At 70.9% G+C, this 18,360-nt stretch carries 20 protein-coding genes; 10 read left to right on the top strand and 10 right to left on the bottom strand.

Annotation, left to right across the window (positions count from 1 at the left end):
• Window positions 1–567: 567 nt before the first annotated feature.
• From ABT112_RS33245 to ABT112_RS33260, 4 genes are all read left to right on the top strand, one after another.
• Complete coding sequence (locus ABT112_RS33245; protein ID WP_351515530.1) at window positions 568–1,674, top strand: hypothetical protein; 1,107 nt, start codon at window positions 568–570, stop codon at window positions 1,672–1,674.
• 16 nt (window positions 1,675–1,690) lie between these two features.
• A complete protein-coding gene (locus ABT112_RS33250; RefSeq protein WP_351515531.1) occupies window positions 1,691–2,233 on the top strand; it encodes a hypothetical protein in 543 nt (180 codons plus the stop codon).
• Window positions 2,234–2,326: 93 nt separating this feature from the next.
• Window positions 2,327–5,110 (top strand): DEAD/DEAH box helicase, encoded by a 2,784-nt coding sequence (locus ABT112_RS33255; RefSeq protein WP_351515532.1) that lies wholly within the window; start codon window positions 2,327–2,329, stop codon window positions 5,108–5,110.
• A gap of 176 nt (window positions 5,111–5,286) precedes the next feature.
• Window positions 5,287–5,694, top strand: a complete 408-nt coding sequence (locus tag ABT112_RS33260; protein ID WP_351515533.1) for a hypothetical protein — start codon at window positions 5,287–5,289, stop codon at window positions 5,692–5,694.
• Window positions 5,695–5,822: 128 nt separating this feature from the next.
• Here the strand turns inward: ABT112_RS33260 and ABT112_RS33265 are convergent, their stop codons facing one another.
• The 4 genes from ABT112_RS33265 to ABT112_RS33280 form a co-directional block, all read right to left on the bottom strand.
• Entirely contained in the window at window positions 5,823–6,017 is a 195-nt protein-coding gene (locus ABT112_RS33265) for a hypothetical protein (protein ID WP_351515534.1), read from the bottom strand.
• Between the two features lie 7 nt (window positions 6,018–6,024).
• Window positions 6,025–6,279, bottom strand: a complete 255-nt coding sequence (locus tag ABT112_RS33270; RefSeq protein WP_351515535.1) for a hypothetical protein — start codon at window positions 6,277–6,279, stop codon at window positions 6,025–6,027.
• Window positions 6,276–6,440, bottom strand: coding sequence for a hypothetical protein (locus tag ABT112_RS33275; protein ID WP_351515536.1), 165 nt, complete (start codon window positions 6,438–6,440; stop codon window positions 6,276–6,278). Before ABT112_RS33275 ends, ABT112_RS33270 begins: the two co-directional genes overlap by 4 nt.
• Window positions 6,441–7,108: 668 nt before the next feature.
• Window positions 7,109–7,231 (bottom strand): hypothetical protein, encoded by a 123-nt coding sequence (locus ABT112_RS33280; RefSeq protein ID WP_351515537.1) that lies wholly within the window; start codon window positions 7,229–7,231, stop codon window positions 7,109–7,111.
• A 174-nt stretch (window positions 7,232–7,405) separates the two neighbouring features.
• Between ABT112_RS33280 and ABT112_RS33285 the strand changes: the two genes are divergently transcribed.
• On the top strand, window positions 7,406–7,828 hold the full coding sequence (locus ABT112_RS33285) for a hypothetical protein (protein ID WP_351515538.1): 423 nt from the start codon (window positions 7,406–7,408) through the stop codon (window positions 7,826–7,828).
• Between the two features lie 479 nt (window positions 7,829–8,307).
• On the opposite strand, the gene ABT112_RS33290 is transcribed toward ABT112_RS33285, so the two are convergent.
• The gene (locus tag ABT112_RS33290) at window positions 8,308–8,853 is read right to left on the bottom strand and encodes a hypothetical protein (RefSeq protein ID WP_351515539.1); all 546 of its coding nucleotides are present in this window, start codon (window positions 8,851–8,853) and stop codon (window positions 8,308–8,310) included.
• A 120-nt stretch (window positions 8,854–8,973) separates the two neighbouring features.
• Here ABT112_RS33290 and ABT112_RS33295 point away from each other — a divergent pair, with 120 nt between their 5' ends.
• The 3 genes from ABT112_RS33295 to ABT112_RS33305 all read left to right on the top strand — a co-directional run bounded on the left by ABT112_RS33295 (window position 8,974) and on the right by ABT112_RS33305 (window position 12,006).
• Complete coding sequence (locus ABT112_RS33295) at window positions 8,974–9,795, top strand: hypothetical protein (RefSeq protein WP_351515540.1); 822 nt, start codon at window positions 8,974–8,976, stop codon at window positions 9,793–9,795.
• A gap of 201 nt (window positions 9,796–9,996) precedes the next feature.
• A complete protein-coding gene (locus tag ABT112_RS33300) occupies window positions 9,997–10,620 on the top strand; it encodes a hypothetical protein (protein WP_351515541.1) in 624 nt (207 codons plus the stop codon).
• A gap of 537 nt (window positions 10,621–11,157) precedes the next feature.
• Window positions 11,158–12,006, top strand: coding sequence for a GNAT family N-acetyltransferase (locus tag ABT112_RS33305; RefSeq protein WP_351515542.1), 849 nt, complete (start codon window positions 11,158–11,160; stop codon window positions 12,004–12,006).
• A 53-nt stretch (window positions 12,007–12,059) separates the two neighbouring features.
• On the opposite strand, the gene ABT112_RS33310 is transcribed toward ABT112_RS33305, so the two are convergent.
• The 3 genes from ABT112_RS33310 to ABT112_RS33320 all read right to left on the bottom strand — a co-directional run bounded on the left by ABT112_RS33310 (window position 12,060) and on the right by ABT112_RS33320 (window position 14,370).
• On the bottom strand, window positions 12,060–13,373 hold the full coding sequence (locus ABT112_RS33310) for an asparagine synthase-related protein (protein ID WP_351515543.1): 1,314 nt from the start codon (window positions 13,371–13,373) through the stop codon (window positions 12,060–12,062).
• 2 nt (window positions 13,374–13,375) lie between these two features.
• Entirely contained in the window at window positions 13,376–13,513 is a 138-nt protein-coding gene (locus ABT112_RS33315) for a hypothetical protein (RefSeq protein WP_351515544.1), read from the bottom strand.
• Between the two features lie 419 nt (window positions 13,514–13,932).
• On the bottom strand, window positions 13,933–14,370 hold the full coding sequence (locus tag ABT112_RS33320; RefSeq protein WP_351515545.1) for a hypothetical protein: 438 nt from the start codon (window positions 14,368–14,370) through the stop codon (window positions 13,933–13,935).
• Window positions 14,371–14,704: 334 nt separating this feature from the next.
• Between ABT112_RS33320 and ABT112_RS33325 the strand changes: the two genes are divergently transcribed.
• Complete coding sequence (locus ABT112_RS33325) at window positions 14,705–15,040, top strand: hypothetical protein (protein ID WP_351515546.1); 336 nt, start codon at window positions 14,705–14,707, stop codon at window positions 15,038–15,040.
• A 147-nt stretch (window positions 15,041–15,187) separates the two neighbouring features.
• On the opposite strand, the gene ABT112_RS33330 is transcribed toward ABT112_RS33325, so the two are convergent.
• The gene (locus tag ABT112_RS33330) at window positions 15,188–15,778 is read right to left on the bottom strand and encodes a transcriptional regulator (RefSeq protein ID WP_351515547.1); all 591 of its coding nucleotides are present in this window, start codon (window positions 15,776–15,778) and stop codon (window positions 15,188–15,190) included.
• Window positions 15,778–17,424: a helix-turn-helix transcriptional regulator gene (locus ABT112_RS33335; protein ID WP_351515548.1), complete on the bottom strand. Its 1,647-nt coding sequence runs from the start codon at window positions 17,422–17,424 to the stop codon at window positions 15,778–15,780. The genes ABT112_RS33330 and ABT112_RS33335 overlap by 1 nt, the downstream gene beginning before the upstream one ends.
• A 272-nt stretch (window positions 17,425–17,696) precedes the next feature.
• Here ABT112_RS33335 and ABT112_RS33340 point away from each other — a divergent pair, with 272 nt between their 5' ends.
• On the top strand, window positions 17,697–18,002 hold the full coding sequence (locus ABT112_RS33340) for a hypothetical protein (protein WP_351515549.1): 306 nt from the start codon (window positions 17,697–17,699) through the stop codon (window positions 18,000–18,002).
• Window positions 18,003–18,360 lie beyond the last annotated feature (358 nt).

The raw sequence follows: 18,360 nt of genomic DNA on the forward strand, positions 1-18,360 counted from the left end.
GCGCGCGTCCTCCTCCGGAGGAACGACGCACGATTCCTACGGATCGTAAAGACGCACCCGCCTCCGGCGGGTGAAACAATTCCTCCGGAATTGTTTTGTGAATTCCTCCGGAATTCATGCGCGGCCGGATTGGGGAATGCTGGTTGGTTCAGCGGGTGCGGGTTGCGTCCTGTGAGGCTTCAAGCGGGCTGGCTGCGGGGAGGGGTGAGGGTGTGTCTGTTGCTGACGGCGGCTGGGGCGCGAGGTGACGGCCCGCCAGGCTCTGACCTTCTATCACCAGACCTCCAGGGTACCGGCTTGCCGTGGTCTTGCACGCCAGACCCTACCAGGAACCACCCTTACGGGTCCACTTCCGTCAACCTGCTGCCTCACTCCGTGATGCAGGGGTAGAGTTCGTGGAACTACGGCACTACCCCCAGGGGCGGGAAGCCCTCGGAATTTCTCACAGGGAAAGGCTAGCCGATGCCGGACGAGAAAAGCGCCGAATCCCCCTCTCAGCCATCCCGAGGCTTGAGCTTCGAAATGCGCTTTGAAGCACGGGAGGAAATCCACCGTGAGGTTTTCGGGATGACGGTGGAGCAAATCCACGAGCGGCTGGTCGCCGCGGGTGGACTGGAGCCCAGCGAGGACTCGGTGCGGGCACTCAGCACGGAGGAACAGCTGGCGGCGCTCCGGCGGGATGAGCTGCGGCGCATCTGGAGCCTGATGCTCGACGCGGGGTGGCTGACCTACTCCCCCGATGGTGATCCGGCGGTGCAGCGCTGGCACCAGGAGCGGCTGGAGCAGTGGGCGCGGGAGAGCGGTGAAGCGGGGCCGGGTCCGGAGCTGATCCGCTACCGGATCGTGGCGCAGCGGACCGATCCGGCGCATCCCGGTGCTTCTGTGACGACCAACTATGCCTACGGGCGGTCGGTCGAAGAGGCCGTTGCCAAGGCGCGGCGGGTGCTGGAGCGGCCGGATGGCCTGTACGGGGACCGTGGCATGTACCGGGTGGTGCAGGTGACCGAGGAGAGCCTGTCGGTCGAGATGCGGCAGCAGGAGGAGGCCCGCCGGCGGTACCTCACCACGATCCTGGAGGCCGCCGTCGCCACCGTGCGCGGCCGGGAGGTCGACGACCCGGATGGGGAACTGCTCAGCCGCCTGGACGACTTCTTCACTCGTGCCGTGGTCTTCCCCGACCCGCATAACGGTGGCGTGCGGCCCCGGCCCCACCAGGCCACGTTCGGCTGGACCAGCGAGCCGCCCGGGGTTGAGCACGCCAGCGATCCCGGCCGGGCCCTGGCCGTGTTTCTCCTGGCCTACCTCGACCACTACGGCCTGAGCCTGGTACAGAGCCCGGCCGAGTGCAACGGCAGCCATGAGCCGGGCTGCCATCGGCTGGAGGTGTTCGTCCGGGAGACGGTGCTGCCGCGCACGCATCCGAACACGATGGAGCGGCGCCGGGTGCTGGAGGCGTTGGGCGAGGCCGGGGGTCTGTGCACCGCGCGCACCATCGAGTTCTCTTCTGGTGACGTCATCCTCTGCACCCGCGAGGCCGACCACTTCGAGGGCGAGGCGCCGCGGCGCGAGGAACCGGAGGGCTGGCACAAGTGCAACGCGCGCACCTGGATTGACGACCAGCCCTACAACCACCCGCACACGCCCCGTCCGGGGCGTTCCGGGCGCGTCTCGTGAGCAGGGAGGCCGGCCAGTGATCTGGAGCAGCGAGGACATCGCCCGGGACGCGGTGCGGCGGCAGGGCGCTGGGATGCCGGCGGCGCGGGTGGCCGAGGCGGTTGCCCAGGCGGCGGTGCGGGAGCGGGAGACGGCCGAGGAACTGCGGTCTGAGGGGCCGGTGGAGCGTGGCCTGGTCGCCTCGGATCCGGAGGAGCTCGCCGAGCGGTGGGCAGCGCAGCATGGCGAGTGGCGGCGGGTGCAGGCGCTGATGGAGGCGTCGGGGTGGGCGGTGTACGAGCCGGAGCGGGACAGCGCCGGCTCGGCCTGGGCGGCGGAGCGGACGGTCCGGCGGGAGCGGGCCATCACCGCGCACGCCGCGCACCTGGAGCAGCGGCGTGCGGCCGCGGATGAGGTGCAGGGCGAGGTGTGGGTACCGGCGGGGGCGGGCCGGCTGCTGCGGCAGGCCGCTTCCCGGGCCGGGCTGACACCGCAGGAGGTGCTGGCACAGCTGGCGGAGCGGGTGGTGGTCGGTGAGAACGGGGCGGTGTCCGTCGCACCGTTCATTCCGTCGCACTGAGTCGCGCTCTGATTCCTCGCGCTGGTCCTTTCACGGAATTGCGTTTTCGGTGAATTGCTGGTTTTCGGATTGCGGAGATGGAGAGGTCGGGGAATGGTTGGCAAGGTGGGCAATATTCCACTGTTCGCGCATCAGGTGGAGTTGGTGGATGCGGTTATCCGGGGGCTTTCGGGGCCGCTGGACGGGGTGATGCCTGCCCGGGGTCTGCGCGGGCAGGTGGTGTCGGCGACCGGTTCGGGGAAGACGATCTCGGCGGCCACCGCGGCGCTCAGGATGGTGCCCAGGGGGCTGGTGGGGGTGCTGGTGCCGACGCTGGATCTGCTGACGCAGACCGTGGAGGCGTGGCGGGCGGTGGGACATGCGGGGCCTGCGGTGGCGGTGTGCTCGCTGGGGGCGGACCCGCTGCTGGAAGCGCTCGATGTGCGGTGCACGACGAACCCGACGCAGCTGGCGCTGTGGGCCGGCCAGGGGCCGATGCTGGTGTTCGCCACCTACGCGTCGCTGGTGTCGCAGGGCCTGGAGGACGACCAGGACGGCGGCGCAGAGGGCACGGCCGACGGGGAGCGCGCAGGGGCGCCGGGGGTGTTGGAACAGGCCCTCCGCGGCTCGTACGGCCAAAAAATGAGCCCGTTTGACCTGCTGATCGTGGACGAAGCCCACCGGACAAGTGGGGCAATTGGGAAGGCGTGGGCGGTCGTTCACGACCAGGAGCGGATCCCGGCGGCGCGACGGCTGTACATGACGGCCACACCGCGGCTGTGGGCACCCGCCGTGACACCGGCCCGAGGGTCCGGAGGGCCGGGCCCGGAGGGTGCCGGGAGCGGCTTTGAGGACGGTTCAGGGGCGCTGGGCGGGCGGCTGGTGGCGTCGATGGATGACGTCGAACTGTACGGGCCGGTTCTGTACGAGCTGGGGCTGATGGAGAGTGTGGAGCGGGGCATCCTTGCCAGTTTTGAGGTGGATGTGCTGGAGATCCGGGACCCGGAGGCTTTGGGTGAGGACGTCGGCTCCGAGGAGCAGCGGGGCCGGCGGCTGGCGGCGCTGCAGGCGGCGCTGCTCAAGCACGCGGACACCACCGGGGCGCGGAACTTGATGACGTTCCACTGGCGCACGATCGAGGCGATGGCGTTCGCGCGGGCGCTGCCGGAGACGGCCGCGGAGCTGCACGAGACGGACCCGGTGACCTACCCGGGGCGGGTGGGGGCGGAGTGGCTGTGCGGGGAGCACTCGGCCGCCCACCGGCGGGTGGTGCTGGACCGGTTCGCCGACGGGCTGGATGCGGAGGGGTGGGTGACCGACCTGGGGATCCTGGCGTCATGCCAGGTGCTGGGGGAAGGCGTCGACATCCGCGGCAAACGCGGAGTCGACGGCGTCGTGTTCGCCGACACCCGCAGCTCGCCGGTGCAGATCGTGCAGATCACCGGCCGCGGGCTGCGGCAGGCCCCGGACGAGGGGAAGGTCGCGCGGCTGATCGTGCCCGTCTTCCTCCAGGCCGGGGAGGACCCCGAGGACATGATGGCTTCCGCCTCTTATCGGCCTCTTGTAGCCGTTTTGCAGGGGCTGCGTGCACACGATTCCCGGCTCATCGAGCGCATGGTCCTGCGCACCGCCAGCTCCCGCGGGAAGGCCACCTCGGTGGTCGCCCTCGATCCCGGGCGTGAGGAAGACGAGCCGGAGCAGTCGGAGGAAGAGCAGCCCGCCGCCGGCGACGAGGCCGGGGAAGGCGCGGAGGGCGAGGACCAGGGAGTCGAGGAGCGGGACGGGGCGGCCGCGGCCGGGGTCGGGGTCGGCGGCGGCCGGCGGCCCGCCGACGGTGAGGACGAGGGCCAGGAGGACGAGGACGGAAAGGGCGCTGCGGCGGTGCCGTTGCTGCGGTTCTCCCTCCCGCGCAACCCCGACGTCATCGCCGCCTTCCTGCGCACCCGGGTACTGCGTCCGGACAGTGAGGTATGGCTGTCCGGGCTCAACGCCCTGCGCAAATGGGTGAAGGCCGAGGGGCACGCGCAGGTGCCGATGGACACCGTCGTACCGATCCAGGCGACCGAGAGCAACGGCAACGGCGGCAACGGCGGAACCTACGCGCTGGGGGCATGGGTCAGCGAACAGCGCCGCGCGTTCCGCGCGGGAACGCTGAAGGCATGGCGGGCAGAGCTCCTGGACGAGCTGGGCATGGTCTGGTCCGTCACCGACGCCCGCTTCTACAAAAACCTCTCCGCCGCCCGCGCCTACTACGCGATGCACCGGACCCTGGTCGCGCCCAAGGACGCGGTCATCGACGGGGTGGCCGTCGGCCAATGGCTGGCCAATCTCCGGAAGCCGGGTGGGCTGGGCAAGGACGAGGAACGCGCCACCGAGCGCCGGGAGGCGCTGGAGCGGATCGACCCGTACTGGAACCCGCCGTGGCCGGTCGTCTGGCAGCAGCGCTACGCCGCACTCGCCGCGGTGCTGGACGACGGGGCCACCCTCGCGGAGATCCTGCCCGGCGTCACCGTCGCCGGCCAGGACATCGGCACCTGGCTGCACGCGCAACGCACGGGATGGGAGCAGCTGAGCGCAGGGCAGCGCGAACGCCTGGCCGAACTCGGCATTGAGCCCCTGCCCGCCACCGAGAAGGAGGCGCCGGCGAAGGAGGTGAAGACCCGCAAGGGAGTCTCGGCGGCCTTTGAGCGGGGCATCGCGGCCCTGGCCCAGTACAAGAACCGCGAAGGGCACGTGAAAGTCCCCCGGGCCCACACAGAGACCGTTGTGGTCGACGACCAGGAACACCCCATCAAGCTGGGGGTGTTTCTGTCGAACACCAGGAGCCGGCGGGGCAAGCTCACCACGGACGCGCTCCGGCAGCTGGCCGGACTCGGACTGGAGTGGGCGACGGTGTAGCAGCGGTGTGAGGTGCGGCCCCGGCCGTACTGCGTCCCGCGTGCGGGGACCGGGGCCTACTCCGCACACCCATTCTGGCGCGGCCTGCACGGAAGCCTAGCCCGTCCGGGTGAGCGCGGGGCCGCGACTGCGGATTCCGGAGCGCGGCGCGGCTGGAGGGGGAGGACGGTGGAGGTATGGCCGGGGTGTTGCGGGAGGCGGCGGCGCTGCTGCGGCGGCGTGCTGCCGAGGCGGCTGGGTCTGCTGATGAGCGGTGGATGGTGGACCAGGACGAGTCGGGCGGGCTGGTGCTGGCCGTGTTCATGCCGGAGGAGGTGGCCCCTGACTGCACGGTGAGCAGCGGCATCCTCGCCTCGTTCGCCTACCCCGACAGCCCGGAGCGGGCGACGCACGCGGGGGCGCTGGGCTCGGCGGCCCACATGGCCGCGCTGGATCCGCCGGCTGCGGTGGCGCTGGCCGCGTGGCTGGAGACGATGGCCGACTTCGCGGACCGGGCCGAAGAGCTGGGCGACCTCCGGGGGGCGGCGCCGCTGCTGGAGCCCGCGGTCCGCTTCGCCCGCGTCTACCTGCGGACGGCCGAGTGACAGCGCCCCGGGGCGAGGGTCGATTCCTGGGCTGCCGCCTGCTGTTTCTAGTTCACGGGGGCGTCGAAGGGCCAGGGCGGGGGCCACCGCGGAGACGCTTGGCCGGTCAGTCCGGCAGTTGCTGCTGGTCAGCGTCCGGGCCACGGGTAGGGGCGGGCCAGGGCAGTCCACTCCTCGTCGCGCCGGCCAGGGACGAGGCGGCCGGCACGGTTCCACTGGTGAGCGAGCTCGGTGAAGATCGGCTCCGAGCCGGGCCGGTGCACCGTTCCGCCGTCGCGCTGCACGCCGGCAACGGAAGTGAGGCGCATCGTCGTGGTCGTCATGCGGGGTTCAACGCGGTGCGGCCGGTCGGGTTACCCCTCCCTGGGCGTCCCGCAGGGCTGAGCGTGCGGTGCCGGCATCGAGGAGGAGCGCGAACTCCCAGAACGCGATATGCATGACGTCCTCGGGCGTGGGCCGCGGCCCGTCGACGGCACGGGTGACGGCGAGGTGAGCGGCGCCCAGCGCGAGGGTGTGTTCCCGCTCTTCCTCGTCGCAGTCCTCGTCCACGAGCGCGGTCAGAACACGCCGCCACACGGTGCTCATCCTGTCCTCCCGTCCCGGGCCGTGGGCCAGGCGGCGGTCGGCTCGCCGGTGTCCTCATCGGCGGCAGGGTCGGGCCAGCGGCCGAAGGGGCCGTTCGGCCGCTCAGGGGTGGCGCCCAGGACGCCGGGACCCTTGGTGCGGTGCGGGGGCAGCGGGATCACTCCGCTCACCCTATGCGGCGCGCGGCCGGGAGGAGAGCCGGTCACGCGGGACACCGGCGCAGTCATGCCGAAAGCCCAAGGAACTGCGCGAGGCCGGGGAGCGGTCGAGCGCCGGCCTGCCGGCCCAGGCCGTGGGCCGGCGGAGCACCGCGCTGCAGCCCCAGACCCGCGCCCCACCTGCCTGGATCCCGATGGAAGCTGACAGCATGCCCGACTCGTCTGGACAACCATCATGTACCCGGCCCCAGTGCTTCCTTCCTCCACCTATGTCACGCAACGGCGTGCGACAGGAGCCAGAAGACATGAGGCCCCGGAAGTACAACCCCCGGACAGAGGGCAACAAGATCAGTCGCACCACGGGACCCCTCGCACCCGCTCCCGTTCTGGAACTTCGCGTTGGCGGACTCCACTTGACCGTCCAACGTATCCCCGGGTGGTTCCTCGCCCTGGTCACGTCAGCGGGCGGGGCTGCGGGGACCTGGTGGGCACAGCGATAGAGCCCCATGAGCGCCCGGCGACCATCTCGCACCCGCGCCGCAGGCCAACGGCCCGGTGCCGTGTGTGTCGGGCCGGAAGCCGGAACAGCGCTGTGCTACACCCTGAGCAGGCGGTGAGCACCCTCCTGCAAGGGCGAGGCCGGTACCTTGGGGGCCTCACTCGCCGGGAGCTCACCGCCCCCTGCCTTCGCCCTTCTGGTCCGTGCGGGCAACCTGCCGGGCGAGGACATCGCGGTCGACGTACGGGCCGACGGCGGCGAGGACCAGGCGCTGGAGTTCGGCCGGCTCCAGCACCTCCACCTCCCCCACCGCAGCGGGCGGCGCGGTCGAGTCACCGCTTCGAGTGGCGCGTTGTTCGCGGGTCCTGGGTGCCTTGCTCAAAAGCGCGCCCCCTGGTGGTCTGCGTCGGCTATACCGGAACGGCGCCGATCACCCTGCCCGCCGTATGTAGAGGGAGTCCACTGCCTCATGACCGCCGCCGCGAACGCCCCTTCCGCCACCCGTGCCGCCCGTGTGATCACGATGGTCGCCGCCGTCCTCGCCGTCGCCTACACCGGCTTTTGGACCGTCATCTCCGTCCCGAAGCTCATGGACTTCATCGGTGACCGGGACATCACCGCCCCGCTGGTCCTGGCCATCGCGGTCCTCGCCGGTCCTGCCATGTTCTGGTCCTTCATCGGTCTTGGCTTCGGCATGAGCGTGCTGGGCTGGGCTGCCGGGCTCGCCAGCACCGGCATCCTCATCAGCCTCACCTACGGGTACCTTCTCGCCTCATCCGACGGCCACGGCTTCGCCTACTGGCTGTTCCTCACCCTGCTCGTCGCCGGCAACGTCGTTGCCTTCTGCGTGACTCCCTACGCCCTCGTCCGCAGCACGATCGGACGCCGTTGACCTGTCCGAGTGCCCGTCGGCCCCCAGGGCGGACGAAGTGGCCGGAAAGCCCGGCCCGCCCCTGCCGGCGCTGACACACTCGGAAGCTCAGCTGAGGCGACGCGCCACCGAGGCCGCGCAGTCCCCGCCGAGCAATGGATGGCGGACCAGGACGAGTCCGGCGGACTGGCCCTGGCCGTGATCACGCCGGAGGACGCCGCCCCCGGCCGCGCGGTGAGCAGCGGCATCCTCGCCTCGTTCGCCCACGCCGACAGCCGCCGTACTCGGCGGGAACGGCTTCTATGCGGCCGCCTTCGGGAAACTCGGTCATGTGCAGCTCCGATCAGCAGTCGGCACGGAAGGGCAAAGGCATGACCGGGCCTTGGCGGCGGCTCTTCCCGGTCTGCCCGACCAGCGAGGTCAGCCAGGACCGCTGTTTGGGCCCGGTCTCCGAAGCGTCAGAGTCCGGGCCCGTGCCGTATGTCGACCCGCTCGGCGGTCTACCCGTCCAGGCGCGGTCGGGGCCTCTGCGCCAGTTCAGCCTGCTCGGCGACGGCAAGGAGACGTTCGGCGGTCTCTTCGCCGACCGTCGCGATGATCTGCTCGATGCTGGATGCGATCAGGATCCAGGAGCGCCGAGGCAGCAGGCTCAGGCGGGCGACAGCGTCCGCCAGCGCTCCCGCCTCCAACGCCATCGCTGCCTGTATATCGGCAGAGTCCGTCTGCAGCGGCGCTGTCGTCTCCCGTGCCAGGTCGGCGGAGACCGTCAGATCGTCGATCACCGTCACCCTGGTCGTGTTCTCGATCATGCCGGGCTCATAGGTTCCTTTGAGCTCGAGGGCATGGTGGACGGTGATGTCCGCCTCGGGGTAGCCGGCGGCCAGGAGGCGGCGCAAGGCGGCGTAGGCGGTGTGCGACTTGCCGGACCAGTGCGGCCCCAGGAGGAGCAGGCGGGCGGTGTCGCCGGCCAGGATGGTGGAGCACCACTGGGCGATGGCGGGGTGGTCGGTCTCGGCCTCGCGGAACAGGGCGGGTATGACGGGCATCGGCTCAGCGTAGCTGGGGCGACCGTGGGTGCTCAGCGGAGCTTGTGGCACTGGTCGCAAGCCTCAGCGTCGCAGCCGTAGCTTGAGGAGTCGGCTTTCCCGGACTCGAAGGATTGGCACATGCTCAACGAAGCACTCATGGCCGTGGCGGGGGCTGGCGGCACCGCCATCGTCCAAGCCGCCGGCACCGACGCATGGACCGGTCTGCGGCAACGTGTGGCCCGTCTCATAGGGCGCGGCGACGCTCAGCGCGAGCGTGCCGAGCTGGAGCGCCTGGACCGCACTGCGCAGGCGCTGGATGAAGCTGATGCTGGTGGGACGGAGCGGGCGCGCCTCCGTCAGGAGGCATCGTGGCAGACCCGTTTCGAGTCGCTCCTGGAGAGCCTGGAGGAGGCCGAGCAGCAGCAGGTCGCGGCCGGACTTCAGGCGCTGGTTTCCGAGCAGCAGGAGTTCGCGGCCCGCCAGGGCGTGGTCGGCAACGTCTTCCGCGGCCCTGCCGCTGTGCAGGTCGGAAACCACAACCGGCAGGAGAACCGCTTCCACATCGGGAGCTACCTGCCCGCTCCCGTCGGCCCCCGGGTGGTCGTCCGGGTCTCCAATTCCATCCCGGTCTATGACTTGCCCGACGGCAGTCAGGACCTTGGCGATCATTTCGTCAGCGTGGAGGCGGTCAATTCCGGTGACCAGCCGATTTCCATCACCAGCTGGGGCATCGAGCTCCCTGGTGACTGGCGCATGTTCGTCACGCGAGGCGAGAACTGGGCGACTCCGCTTCCCCACGTCCTGGCCCCCGGCGCCCCGCCCGCGCGGTTCCTGATCCGAGCGGATGAGCTGCGGCGGGTAGAGCGAGAGCAGCGCATCCCGTACACGCGGATGCGGCCGTACGTGGGGCTGGCGGACGGGACGGTCGTCCACGCCGACCGCGGGGTGCCGTTGGCCTGACTGGCTGATGAGGGGGAGCTGCTGGTATCGGTAGCCCCCTCTCTTCGTCTGCCGTTCGTCTTGTTAGATCACGGTCACCAAGCGGGCCGCTCACGAGTCGACCGATCACACGCGGATTCGGAGACGTCCTGTTCCGCAAACTGGGCGTGTGTCCCGGTGGTCTCTCGGCAAACTGCCCTCATGCCTCCTACCAGGAACACTGTGCAGCCGTACCCGCCCGGCACCCGCTGGATCATCACCAGCCGATATGGGCACACCGAGACCGGGGAGCTGGCCCTCTACGCCGAGCCGGATGGTTCCTCCATCACTGATGACTTCTTGCCAGAGGAGATGAGCGCCGCCGGCCTGTGGCGCATGTGGGTGGATGGATACGCGCACAGGGCCCATGAGCGCTGGCCGGACCTGTATCGGCCCGGCGAGGTCACCATTCTCTGGACCGTCACGACGCCCGCTTTCGTGGACATCTTCGAGGGCGCGCCGTATGCCCGAACCCTGCCTCGCGACCCTCAGCTGACGAAGATGTTCGGCCCGTGCAAGGAGGAGGACTTCCTCACGCACTACAGGACGCCTGTGAACGCTGACACCGGGGAGCCGATCAACTGGCTTCGGCTGCCGGTCCTGGACCGAGGCTGGAACACGACGACGGCTGACAAGAGCGGGTTCATTCAGGAGGTGACCGGCTGGAAGCCGGCCCCGCTGCAGCCCACGATGGACGTCATGCAGATTGGTCGGGCTGCCGGGCTGTACGTTCCGACCCTTCCGGGCAACGTGGCCGCGGATTCGGGTCATGCCGACCAGACGCGGTGTCCGGCGAAGCGCTCATAGTCCCAGCCGGGCCCTCAGGAAGATGTTCCCCCGCCGCGCCCCAGCGCCGCACGAAGCGGCCAGGGCGCGGCGCTGTTCTTCCTCGCGGCCGATCGAGCTGCCCACCACCGGCCAACGCCCCCGTCGGGAGGTGGCTGGCCAATCAGCGCACCCCGGAGGTCTGGGCGGCCCTGGCGGAGGGGCAGCGAGCGCCTGGAGCAGCTCGGCATCACGCCGAGCGGGGCGTGGCGGCCCTGACCGCAGTACAAGGGCCCGCACCGGGCTCTGTGAAGGTCCCCAGGGCCCACGTAGAACGGCTGGAAGACGGCACCGAAGTCCGGCTCGAGGTGTTTGAGCAACAGCAAGAGCAGGCACGCGAAGCTGACCGCGGACAAGCTCCAAGTGCTGGCAGACCTCGGGCTGGAGTGGGCGGCGGCCTGACGCCGCTGCGACGGTGATGGCGCGAGGGCAGCGGTGGAGGCAGGCTTAGGGGCAGACACCCGGCGAGAAAGGCGGACGCAGCCCGTGGCGATCACAACATCTCGTGCGGCAACGCAGATGTCAGTACGGCCCTACGCGGCAGGCGACGAGCTGGCTGTGCTCGACCTGGTGGGCGCAGACCGGCTGCCCGGCCAGCCGCTGACCACCCCCGAGATGCTCGCCGAGGCGCTGGCCGGCCGCTCACCGGTGGACGGTGGCTGGTGGGACGAGTTGGATGCGCCCGTCACCGAGGTGATCTGCGACGAGGCGGGCACGGTGCTCGGTGTCGTCTCCTACGCCGCCCGTCCCGGCGACGGGGCCGGGTTCATCTTGTGGCTGCACTGCCGCGAGGACCCTGCCCTGGCCGATGCCCTGGTCGCCCGCGCGCTCGACCGGCTCGGCCAGCGCACGGTGCACGCCTTCGAGTTCGCCTCCGCCCTCACCCTCGGCATGGAGGGCCTGCCCGCCCGTCACCGCCCCGCCACCCGCCGGGCACTCCAAGAAGCCGGGTTCACCGGTCGTGACCTGTGGCGCTACATGCGCGCGGATCTGCCGATCGCCGGGCTGCCGCACGCCGCCCACATCACCGTCAACGAGTGCGAGGACCCGCCGGGCAAGCGCCTGGAAGTCCGCGAAGGCGCAGAACTCCTCGGGGAGGCCACCATCGGCCGCCCGATCGCGGGGATCGGGGTGCTGTGGTGGATCAGCGTCGCCCCACCCGCCCGCGGGCGGGGCCTGGGCCTAGGCCTGCTCGGCTCTGCCCTGGACCTGCTCGCCGGGCTCGGCGCGCGCGAGGCGATCCTCTACGTCGACGACGACGCCCCGCCCGGCGACGCCGAGCGCGACCGCACCGCCGCCAACCGCCTGTACGACCGGGCCGGTTTCACCGAGGTCGACCGGCTGCACTCCTTCACCCGCCGCCCCTAGACACCCCTTGGGATCCACGACGTCCGGTACACGCGGCGTCCTGACCAAGCGGATCAGCCCCTGGTGATGGCCGCGGCCTTCTCCTCGGCCCCGGCCAGCCACCGCTCCAGCGCGGCGACGACCAGCAGTACCGCCGGGTCGCTCTCGGCCGCCAGCACCTGGCCGTCGAGCAGCCCCGCCGACACGCACCGCGGCGCGCGGCACCCGGAGGCGGACGCGGTCGCGAGCGCGGCCTTGAAGTACTGCTTGCGCCGCGGCAGTACCGGCAGCGCGGCGGCCGGCAGCAGCCGCACCACCTGGGCCTTGCACCGCAGATAGCCGGACGGCAGGCTCGGGTGGTAGCGATCGCCCAGCGGCAGCGCGAGCGCGGCGGGCAGGAACACCTCGTGCAGGAACGGCGACGCCTGCGCAACCACTCCGGCCGGCGGGATCGCCTCGCGGGGGAAGGCCGCGTCCCGCGCGTCGGCCTCGGCCCACGACCGCCCGGCCGCCGCATGCGCGGCAACCTGGGCATCCACCCACTCCCGTGCCCACGCCGTCGCCGCCGACCGGTACGGCTCGGCCAGCACGGCCGGGGCGACCGGGTCGCACCAGGCAGGCCAGTTCGCCGCCCAGTACGCCCGCGCCCGCAGCCTCCTCGGCAGCAACCCGGCCACCGCCGCGGCCATCTCGCCCGGCAAGCCCGGGCCGGAGGCGGCGACATCGGCCGCGTACCGGGCAGCAGCCCGCACGCCCCGGCGGGCAGCCACCGCGGCAGTGGCGAAGCGCGGGACGCCCAGCAGCTCGTCCGCACCGTCGCCGGACAGCAGCACCTGAACGCCGAGCTCGGCCGCCCGCTCAGCGGCAGCGGCGTTCACCTCGGGCAACGCGTCCAGCCGCGGCCCCGCGGGCGACCACACCGGCTCGGCCCGGTCCCGGGCCGGGTCCAGCACCACCAGCTCGACCGGCAGTTCCAGGGCTGCCAGCAGACGCCGCACCACCGCCGCGGCACTGCCACCGGCATCGTCCGTCAGGTCGGTGGTGAAGGCGATCACCCGCCTCCCCCTGGCGGCCCGCACCGCGTGGACCAAGGCCGCGAAGGAATCCAGCCCGCCGGAGACCAGCACACCGATCACCTCGGCGTCCGCACACACCGCCTCCACTGCCCCGGAGAACGCGCGCGGCAGCGAGCCGGGCAACGCCTGCGGGATCTCGGCCGCAACGCGCTCGACGCCCTTCCACGGCGAGCGGGGCATGAACTCCCCCAGCAGCGCGGGCGGCGCCAGCAGCAACGCGAGGGCTTCCAGATCGCAGGCGGGAGCGGGACCGGCCAGGACCAGCGGATCCGCTGACCTTAGGCCGGCCCCGTCCTCAAACAGCGGGAGCAAGCTCACCGGCGCCCAAGCGCCAGCACGCCCCGGGCCACGTCCTTCACGAAGGCGACGGCGCCGCGCTGCGGCTCGCCGCCCACGACGCCCTTGCTGCCCTTGCCGTGCTGCCCGTCACCGGGCACGGACTTCGTCGACACGAACACCCACCCCTTCCCAGCGTCACCAAACGATCCCTCAGTGTCACCAAGCGTTCGAACGCTGTCCAGAGGATGTCCGGCGATCACCGCGGCTCGAAGTCGCACTCCGGCTTCCCCCCGATCGGCGGGTCCTCTGCTGCGACGACGCCGAGTGCCCCCGGGCACCAGCCTGAACCTCATCCACCTTCGGGGCGCGGCCGCAGTGCCCGCTCCCCCGTTCTCCGCTGTGGGAGGGTCGGCTCATGTCGCCCCTCTCTGCAAGGAAGCGAGTGGGCGGTCATGCTGGGGTGGAGGTGCGGCCCCGGCCGTACTGCGTCCCATGTGGGGACCGGGGCCTACTCCGCACACCCATTCTGGCGCGGCCTGGCAGGAAGCCTAGCCCGTCCGGTTGAGAGCGGGCCCTGGAACCCGACGGTTCATCAGTGATCTCCGAACCCTCTCCCGTCCGGGGCCGCGGGCGGGGCGGTGTCCGGCTCGACGCCGTCGTCGTTGCCGGGGTCGGGCCGGCGGCCGTAGGGGCCGTGCGGCCGCTCGGGGGCGGCGCCCGGGACGCCGGGGCCCTTGGTGCGGTGCGGGGCAGCGGGATCACTCCGGTCACCCGATGTAGCAGCCGGCCGGGAGGAGAGCCGGTGACGCGGGATGCCGGCGCCCTCGTATCGAAGGCCCGACGGGCGGGTCGAGCCCGCGGGGAACGACCCGTTCGTCCATGGGCTGGCGGAGCGTCGCATGGCGGTGGTCATTGCCCGGCTGGTCCCGGCGTCCCAGACGGCGTCCAGGGCCTGTTCGTCGCCGACGGTCCAGGCCTCGACCGCGGCGTCCACCAAGCCGCGAACCTTGGTGTTGCGGGTCTCCAGCACCAGCGGGGAGCGGGAAGGCCGATTTCGCCATGTCCTCGTTGTCCGGGATGGAATCCGGACAAGGCCCTGACCAGCTCGGACAGCCTCCAGGTTGTCCGGGACACGGTCAACGCGTGGAACGTCGCCCGAAGAGCTGCCACTGTCAGGGCCGAGGCGGTCTGAAGAGGGTTCGGCCCACCGGTGACACCCATGTGGGCATCGAAGCGGATCCGCCCATGAGTTGGTCTCACTGCACGGTCGAGAACGCAGCGAGGCTGACGACGGCACGCAGCAAGGCCGCACAGTCCTGTCGCCGGCGCGGCGACGAGTCCATGAACGAGTCCAGGGAGAAACTGTGAACATCCGACGCATCTTCACGGGCAGTGTCCTCCTCGCCGTACTGGCGGTGCAGCCCATGGCCGCGAACGCCGCCTCCGCCGCACCGGCGGAGGCATCCGCGAGCGTGGCGAACGCAGCGCCCGACTGTGAGCCGTGGGACGACGGCAACACCTTCGGCACCTACTGCAGCTACGCGGACGGCAACCGCTACTTCCGGGCCTGGGCGAAGTGCAAGAACGGCCGGACCGTGCCCGGCCAGTGGAAGCGGGTCGGCAGCGGCACCTGGTCCTACGCGTACTGCACCTCGGTGAACTCTTCGTTCGCCCGTGGATGGGCTGAGATCGGGAACTGACCTCCATCAAGGGCAAGACGGCCTCGTCAGCGCCGGAGGCGTGTCTCCGGCGGCGGCACGAGGATGCGCCCGTTCGGTTACGGTGATGGCGAACGGCCCGGAGTCAATTGGTGTGACTCCGGGCCGTTCGTGCGTGTGCGGGGTGGGTCAGGCGGCCCAGCCGACGGAGGAGACGTAGGTGTAGCCGTCCCAGTCGGTGCCGAGACCTTGGATGATCTCGTCCCAGATCGCGTCCAGCTCCTCGCGGTCACCGGCGCTCCAGGCATCGACGGCCCGGTCCCAGATGCTGCCGCGGACGTTGATGTCGCGCCTCTCCAGATCGCGTTGGTGTCGGCGGTCCACCTGGGACTGGTCGACCGGGTCGATCTCGATGCGGGTGCCGCGGCCGCGGTTGGTCAGCCGGCGCTTGAGATCGGCGAGAACGTTGCGGCGGCGCAGGTCCCAGTAGGCGGCGTCCAGACGGGCGAGGTTGGCCCGGGTGGGGGTGCGTTCCTCGGCGAGCCAGGCGATCAGCGTGCGGGGCCTCACGTGGATACCCGCCCGGTCCATGGCCTCGTATCCGGCGTCCGAGGCGGTGAGGTAGCGCAGGCGGGCGGCCAGGCCCCGCTCGGAGTCCACCGGCGACTCGATGCCGGTGACCATGCGGTCGAGGCCTTCGGCCAGGGCGGCCCAGCCGGGCAGGCCGCGGGCCCGGTAGGCACCCAGGTCCCGCCACCGGCCCTGTGCGGTGCCGGCCATCAGCGGCTCACCCGCCCGACGGTGTACTCACCCGACGCCTTGGCGTCACTGTGCTTGATCTTCATCTGGGCGACGCCGCGGCCCTCGGAGAAGACGCTGCGCCAGTCGCCGGTCACGTGCAGCTCGTCGGTGCCCATCATCGCGATGACCTCCAGCCCGGCCTGATGGGCCTTGTAGGCCTTGCCCCAGAGATTGGCGTAGGCCTGGCTGTGGATGATGTGCATCCAGTCGGGGCGGGTCATCTCGAGGTTGTGCCTCGACTCGCCCATCGTGGAGATGAACTTCGAGTACATGGCCTTGATGTATTCCGCGGTGACGGTGTCCTCCCGGGCGATGGCGTCCTCCCGCGCGGCGGTGAGGGTCTTGCGCAGCGAGTCCAAGAAGTTTTCCGTCGCCCCCGACGTCCACGACTCGTGAATTTCGGGCGCCTGGGCCAGCCCGTACTTCGGCCCGGACAGACGCAGCAGCAGCCGGAGGGTGGCGTCGGTGACCCACAGCGCGCCGGGCTCATCCCGGTCGCCGAGAGGGTCGGGCAGATGCGGATGGCGCCATTCGGCGGGGGTGACCAGGTGGACGCCGGAGCGCTTGGAGTCCACACCACCGGCACCGACGGTGTGTTCCAGCTTGCCGATCGGCAGCCAGCACTTCAGCGCGGAGAGGTAGGCGGCGTTGACGTCCAGGGCGGTCACCGCGATGTCCCCGCCGGCCTTGAGGGAGTAGTCGGGGTGACGGAAGTTGGGGCGGGCCTCCCAGATCTGGTCCGGCTTCTTCTTCGAGGGCTTGTGCAGGATGTCCGGCAGCGCCGGGTAGGCGGTGTAGGTGTAGCGGGCCGTCGCCCGCGTCTCCTCGAACATCGTCATCACGTCGGGGATCGCGCGCTTGAGCAGGGCCGTCAAGGCGGCCTCGGTGTCACCCTGCGCCCGCTGAAGTTCCTCATCGACAGCGCGGGCGATCAGACCGGTGGTCTCCGCCTGAGCACGGGCCGCCGACTTCGCACGACGCTGCGGCCGCGACGGCACCGGCGCCGGGGTGGGCGAGACCGGAGCCGGGGCGGGAGCCGAGGTCTGGGTGACCGCGGCCGGAGCAGCCGGGGCCGGGGCGGCCGCCGCAGGGAGTGTGCCGGTGCCGGGCGCCGGGGCCTCACCAGCGGCGCCGGGAGCGGCGGGGGCGGGGGGCTGGCACATGGCACCGAGGTGCAGGGAACGGCCGTCGGTGGCCTTGAACGGGGTCACGCCGCCGCAGCGGACACACGGCCCCGGCTCCCCCTGAACAGCCCTCCCGTCCGCGTCCCGCGCCGTCTGCAGCTCGGCGAACGCGGGCGCCGCCGGCTCGTGCGAGGCAGGCGCCGCGGGCACCGGAGCACCGGGCGGGACCGCGCCGGCCGTCTCGGCGGGGGCGGGGTGGAGCTGGGCCAGGCCCTCCAGGAGACGCAGGTACTTCGCCCGGCCGGGCGGCTGCGGAGTACTGGTCCCCTCCTCCCAGTTGGCGATCGTCTGACGGCCCACCCCCACCGCCGCCGCGACCTGGGCACGCGAGAGATCAGCCGCCTGCCGCAGACGCAGACGCTCTCCCGGCTCCGGCATCCGCGCCGTCAGCCGCGCTTCCTCCAACAAGGCTTCCACGCTGTCGATTTGCTCATCACTCATACCTCCAACCTACACCACACTAGGCAGAAACTGGAAGCAGATTAGGCAGCTGTTAGGCATCGACTTGCTTGCTGTCCGACCGTGCGCAGCCCGTGGTGTGTCCAGCTCGGGTCACCTCTTGACCGGTGACAGCGAAGCTGGACGGCTTGCCACTGAAGTTGGACCGACGCTTGTTCCTGACAACGAAGATGAACCGACAGAGTGGTCGTCCGGGATGGGCAGTTTTCGGGGAACTCGTGCTGACGGACAGCGGTGGCTGCAAGCATTGAGCCATGAGTGACAGTGACACCGAGGCCGTGATCCAAGCGCTGACCGAGGAAATCTCCTTGGCCCATAGCGGTCTCGGCGGCGCGATGATGGGGATCGCAGACTCGTATATGGAACTCGCGTACGGTGCCGGCCGGGGCTATGGCGTCCACGCCCAGTACCGCGAGAACAACCTCAACACCGGCAAGCCGGTCACCGAGCTGGCTCACGAACTTGCGGCCTGGGCTGCCGACATCAACGCGAAGGCGGCTGCTCTTGATACCAAGCGCGAGACGCTTGCTCGCCTAAAGGCTGCCGCCGGGCTGCCCTGAGCAGGTCGGTCCATCTTCGTTGTCAGGAACCAGCGTCGGTCCAACTTCAGTGGCAAGCCGTCCAGCTTCGCTGTCACCGGTCACCTCTCGTCGTCTCGGGTGTCGGCTTCACCGGTTCAGTCCGAGGGCAGTCGGCGGGCCAGTGCCGCGGCAAGGTCTCCGGCGACATCGGCGGCCTCCCTGTCCTGGGTGGAAAACATCTGGAGGATTCTGGGCCGGCCCGGCGCGGCCGGTACGACGCGGCGGGGAGGAAAGTGCCTCAATCAGGCGTCCGGCCACATCAGCGTGCTCGTGTCGGTGCGCTCTGCACAGTCGTCGCAGATGACCGCGGGCCAGCCGCGCTTGTCCCGGCGCATGT

The organism is Streptomyces sp. NPDC002055 (assembly GCF_040296705.1).
Lineage (GTDB): Bacteria > Actinomycetota > Actinomycetes > Streptomycetales > Streptomycetaceae > Streptomyces.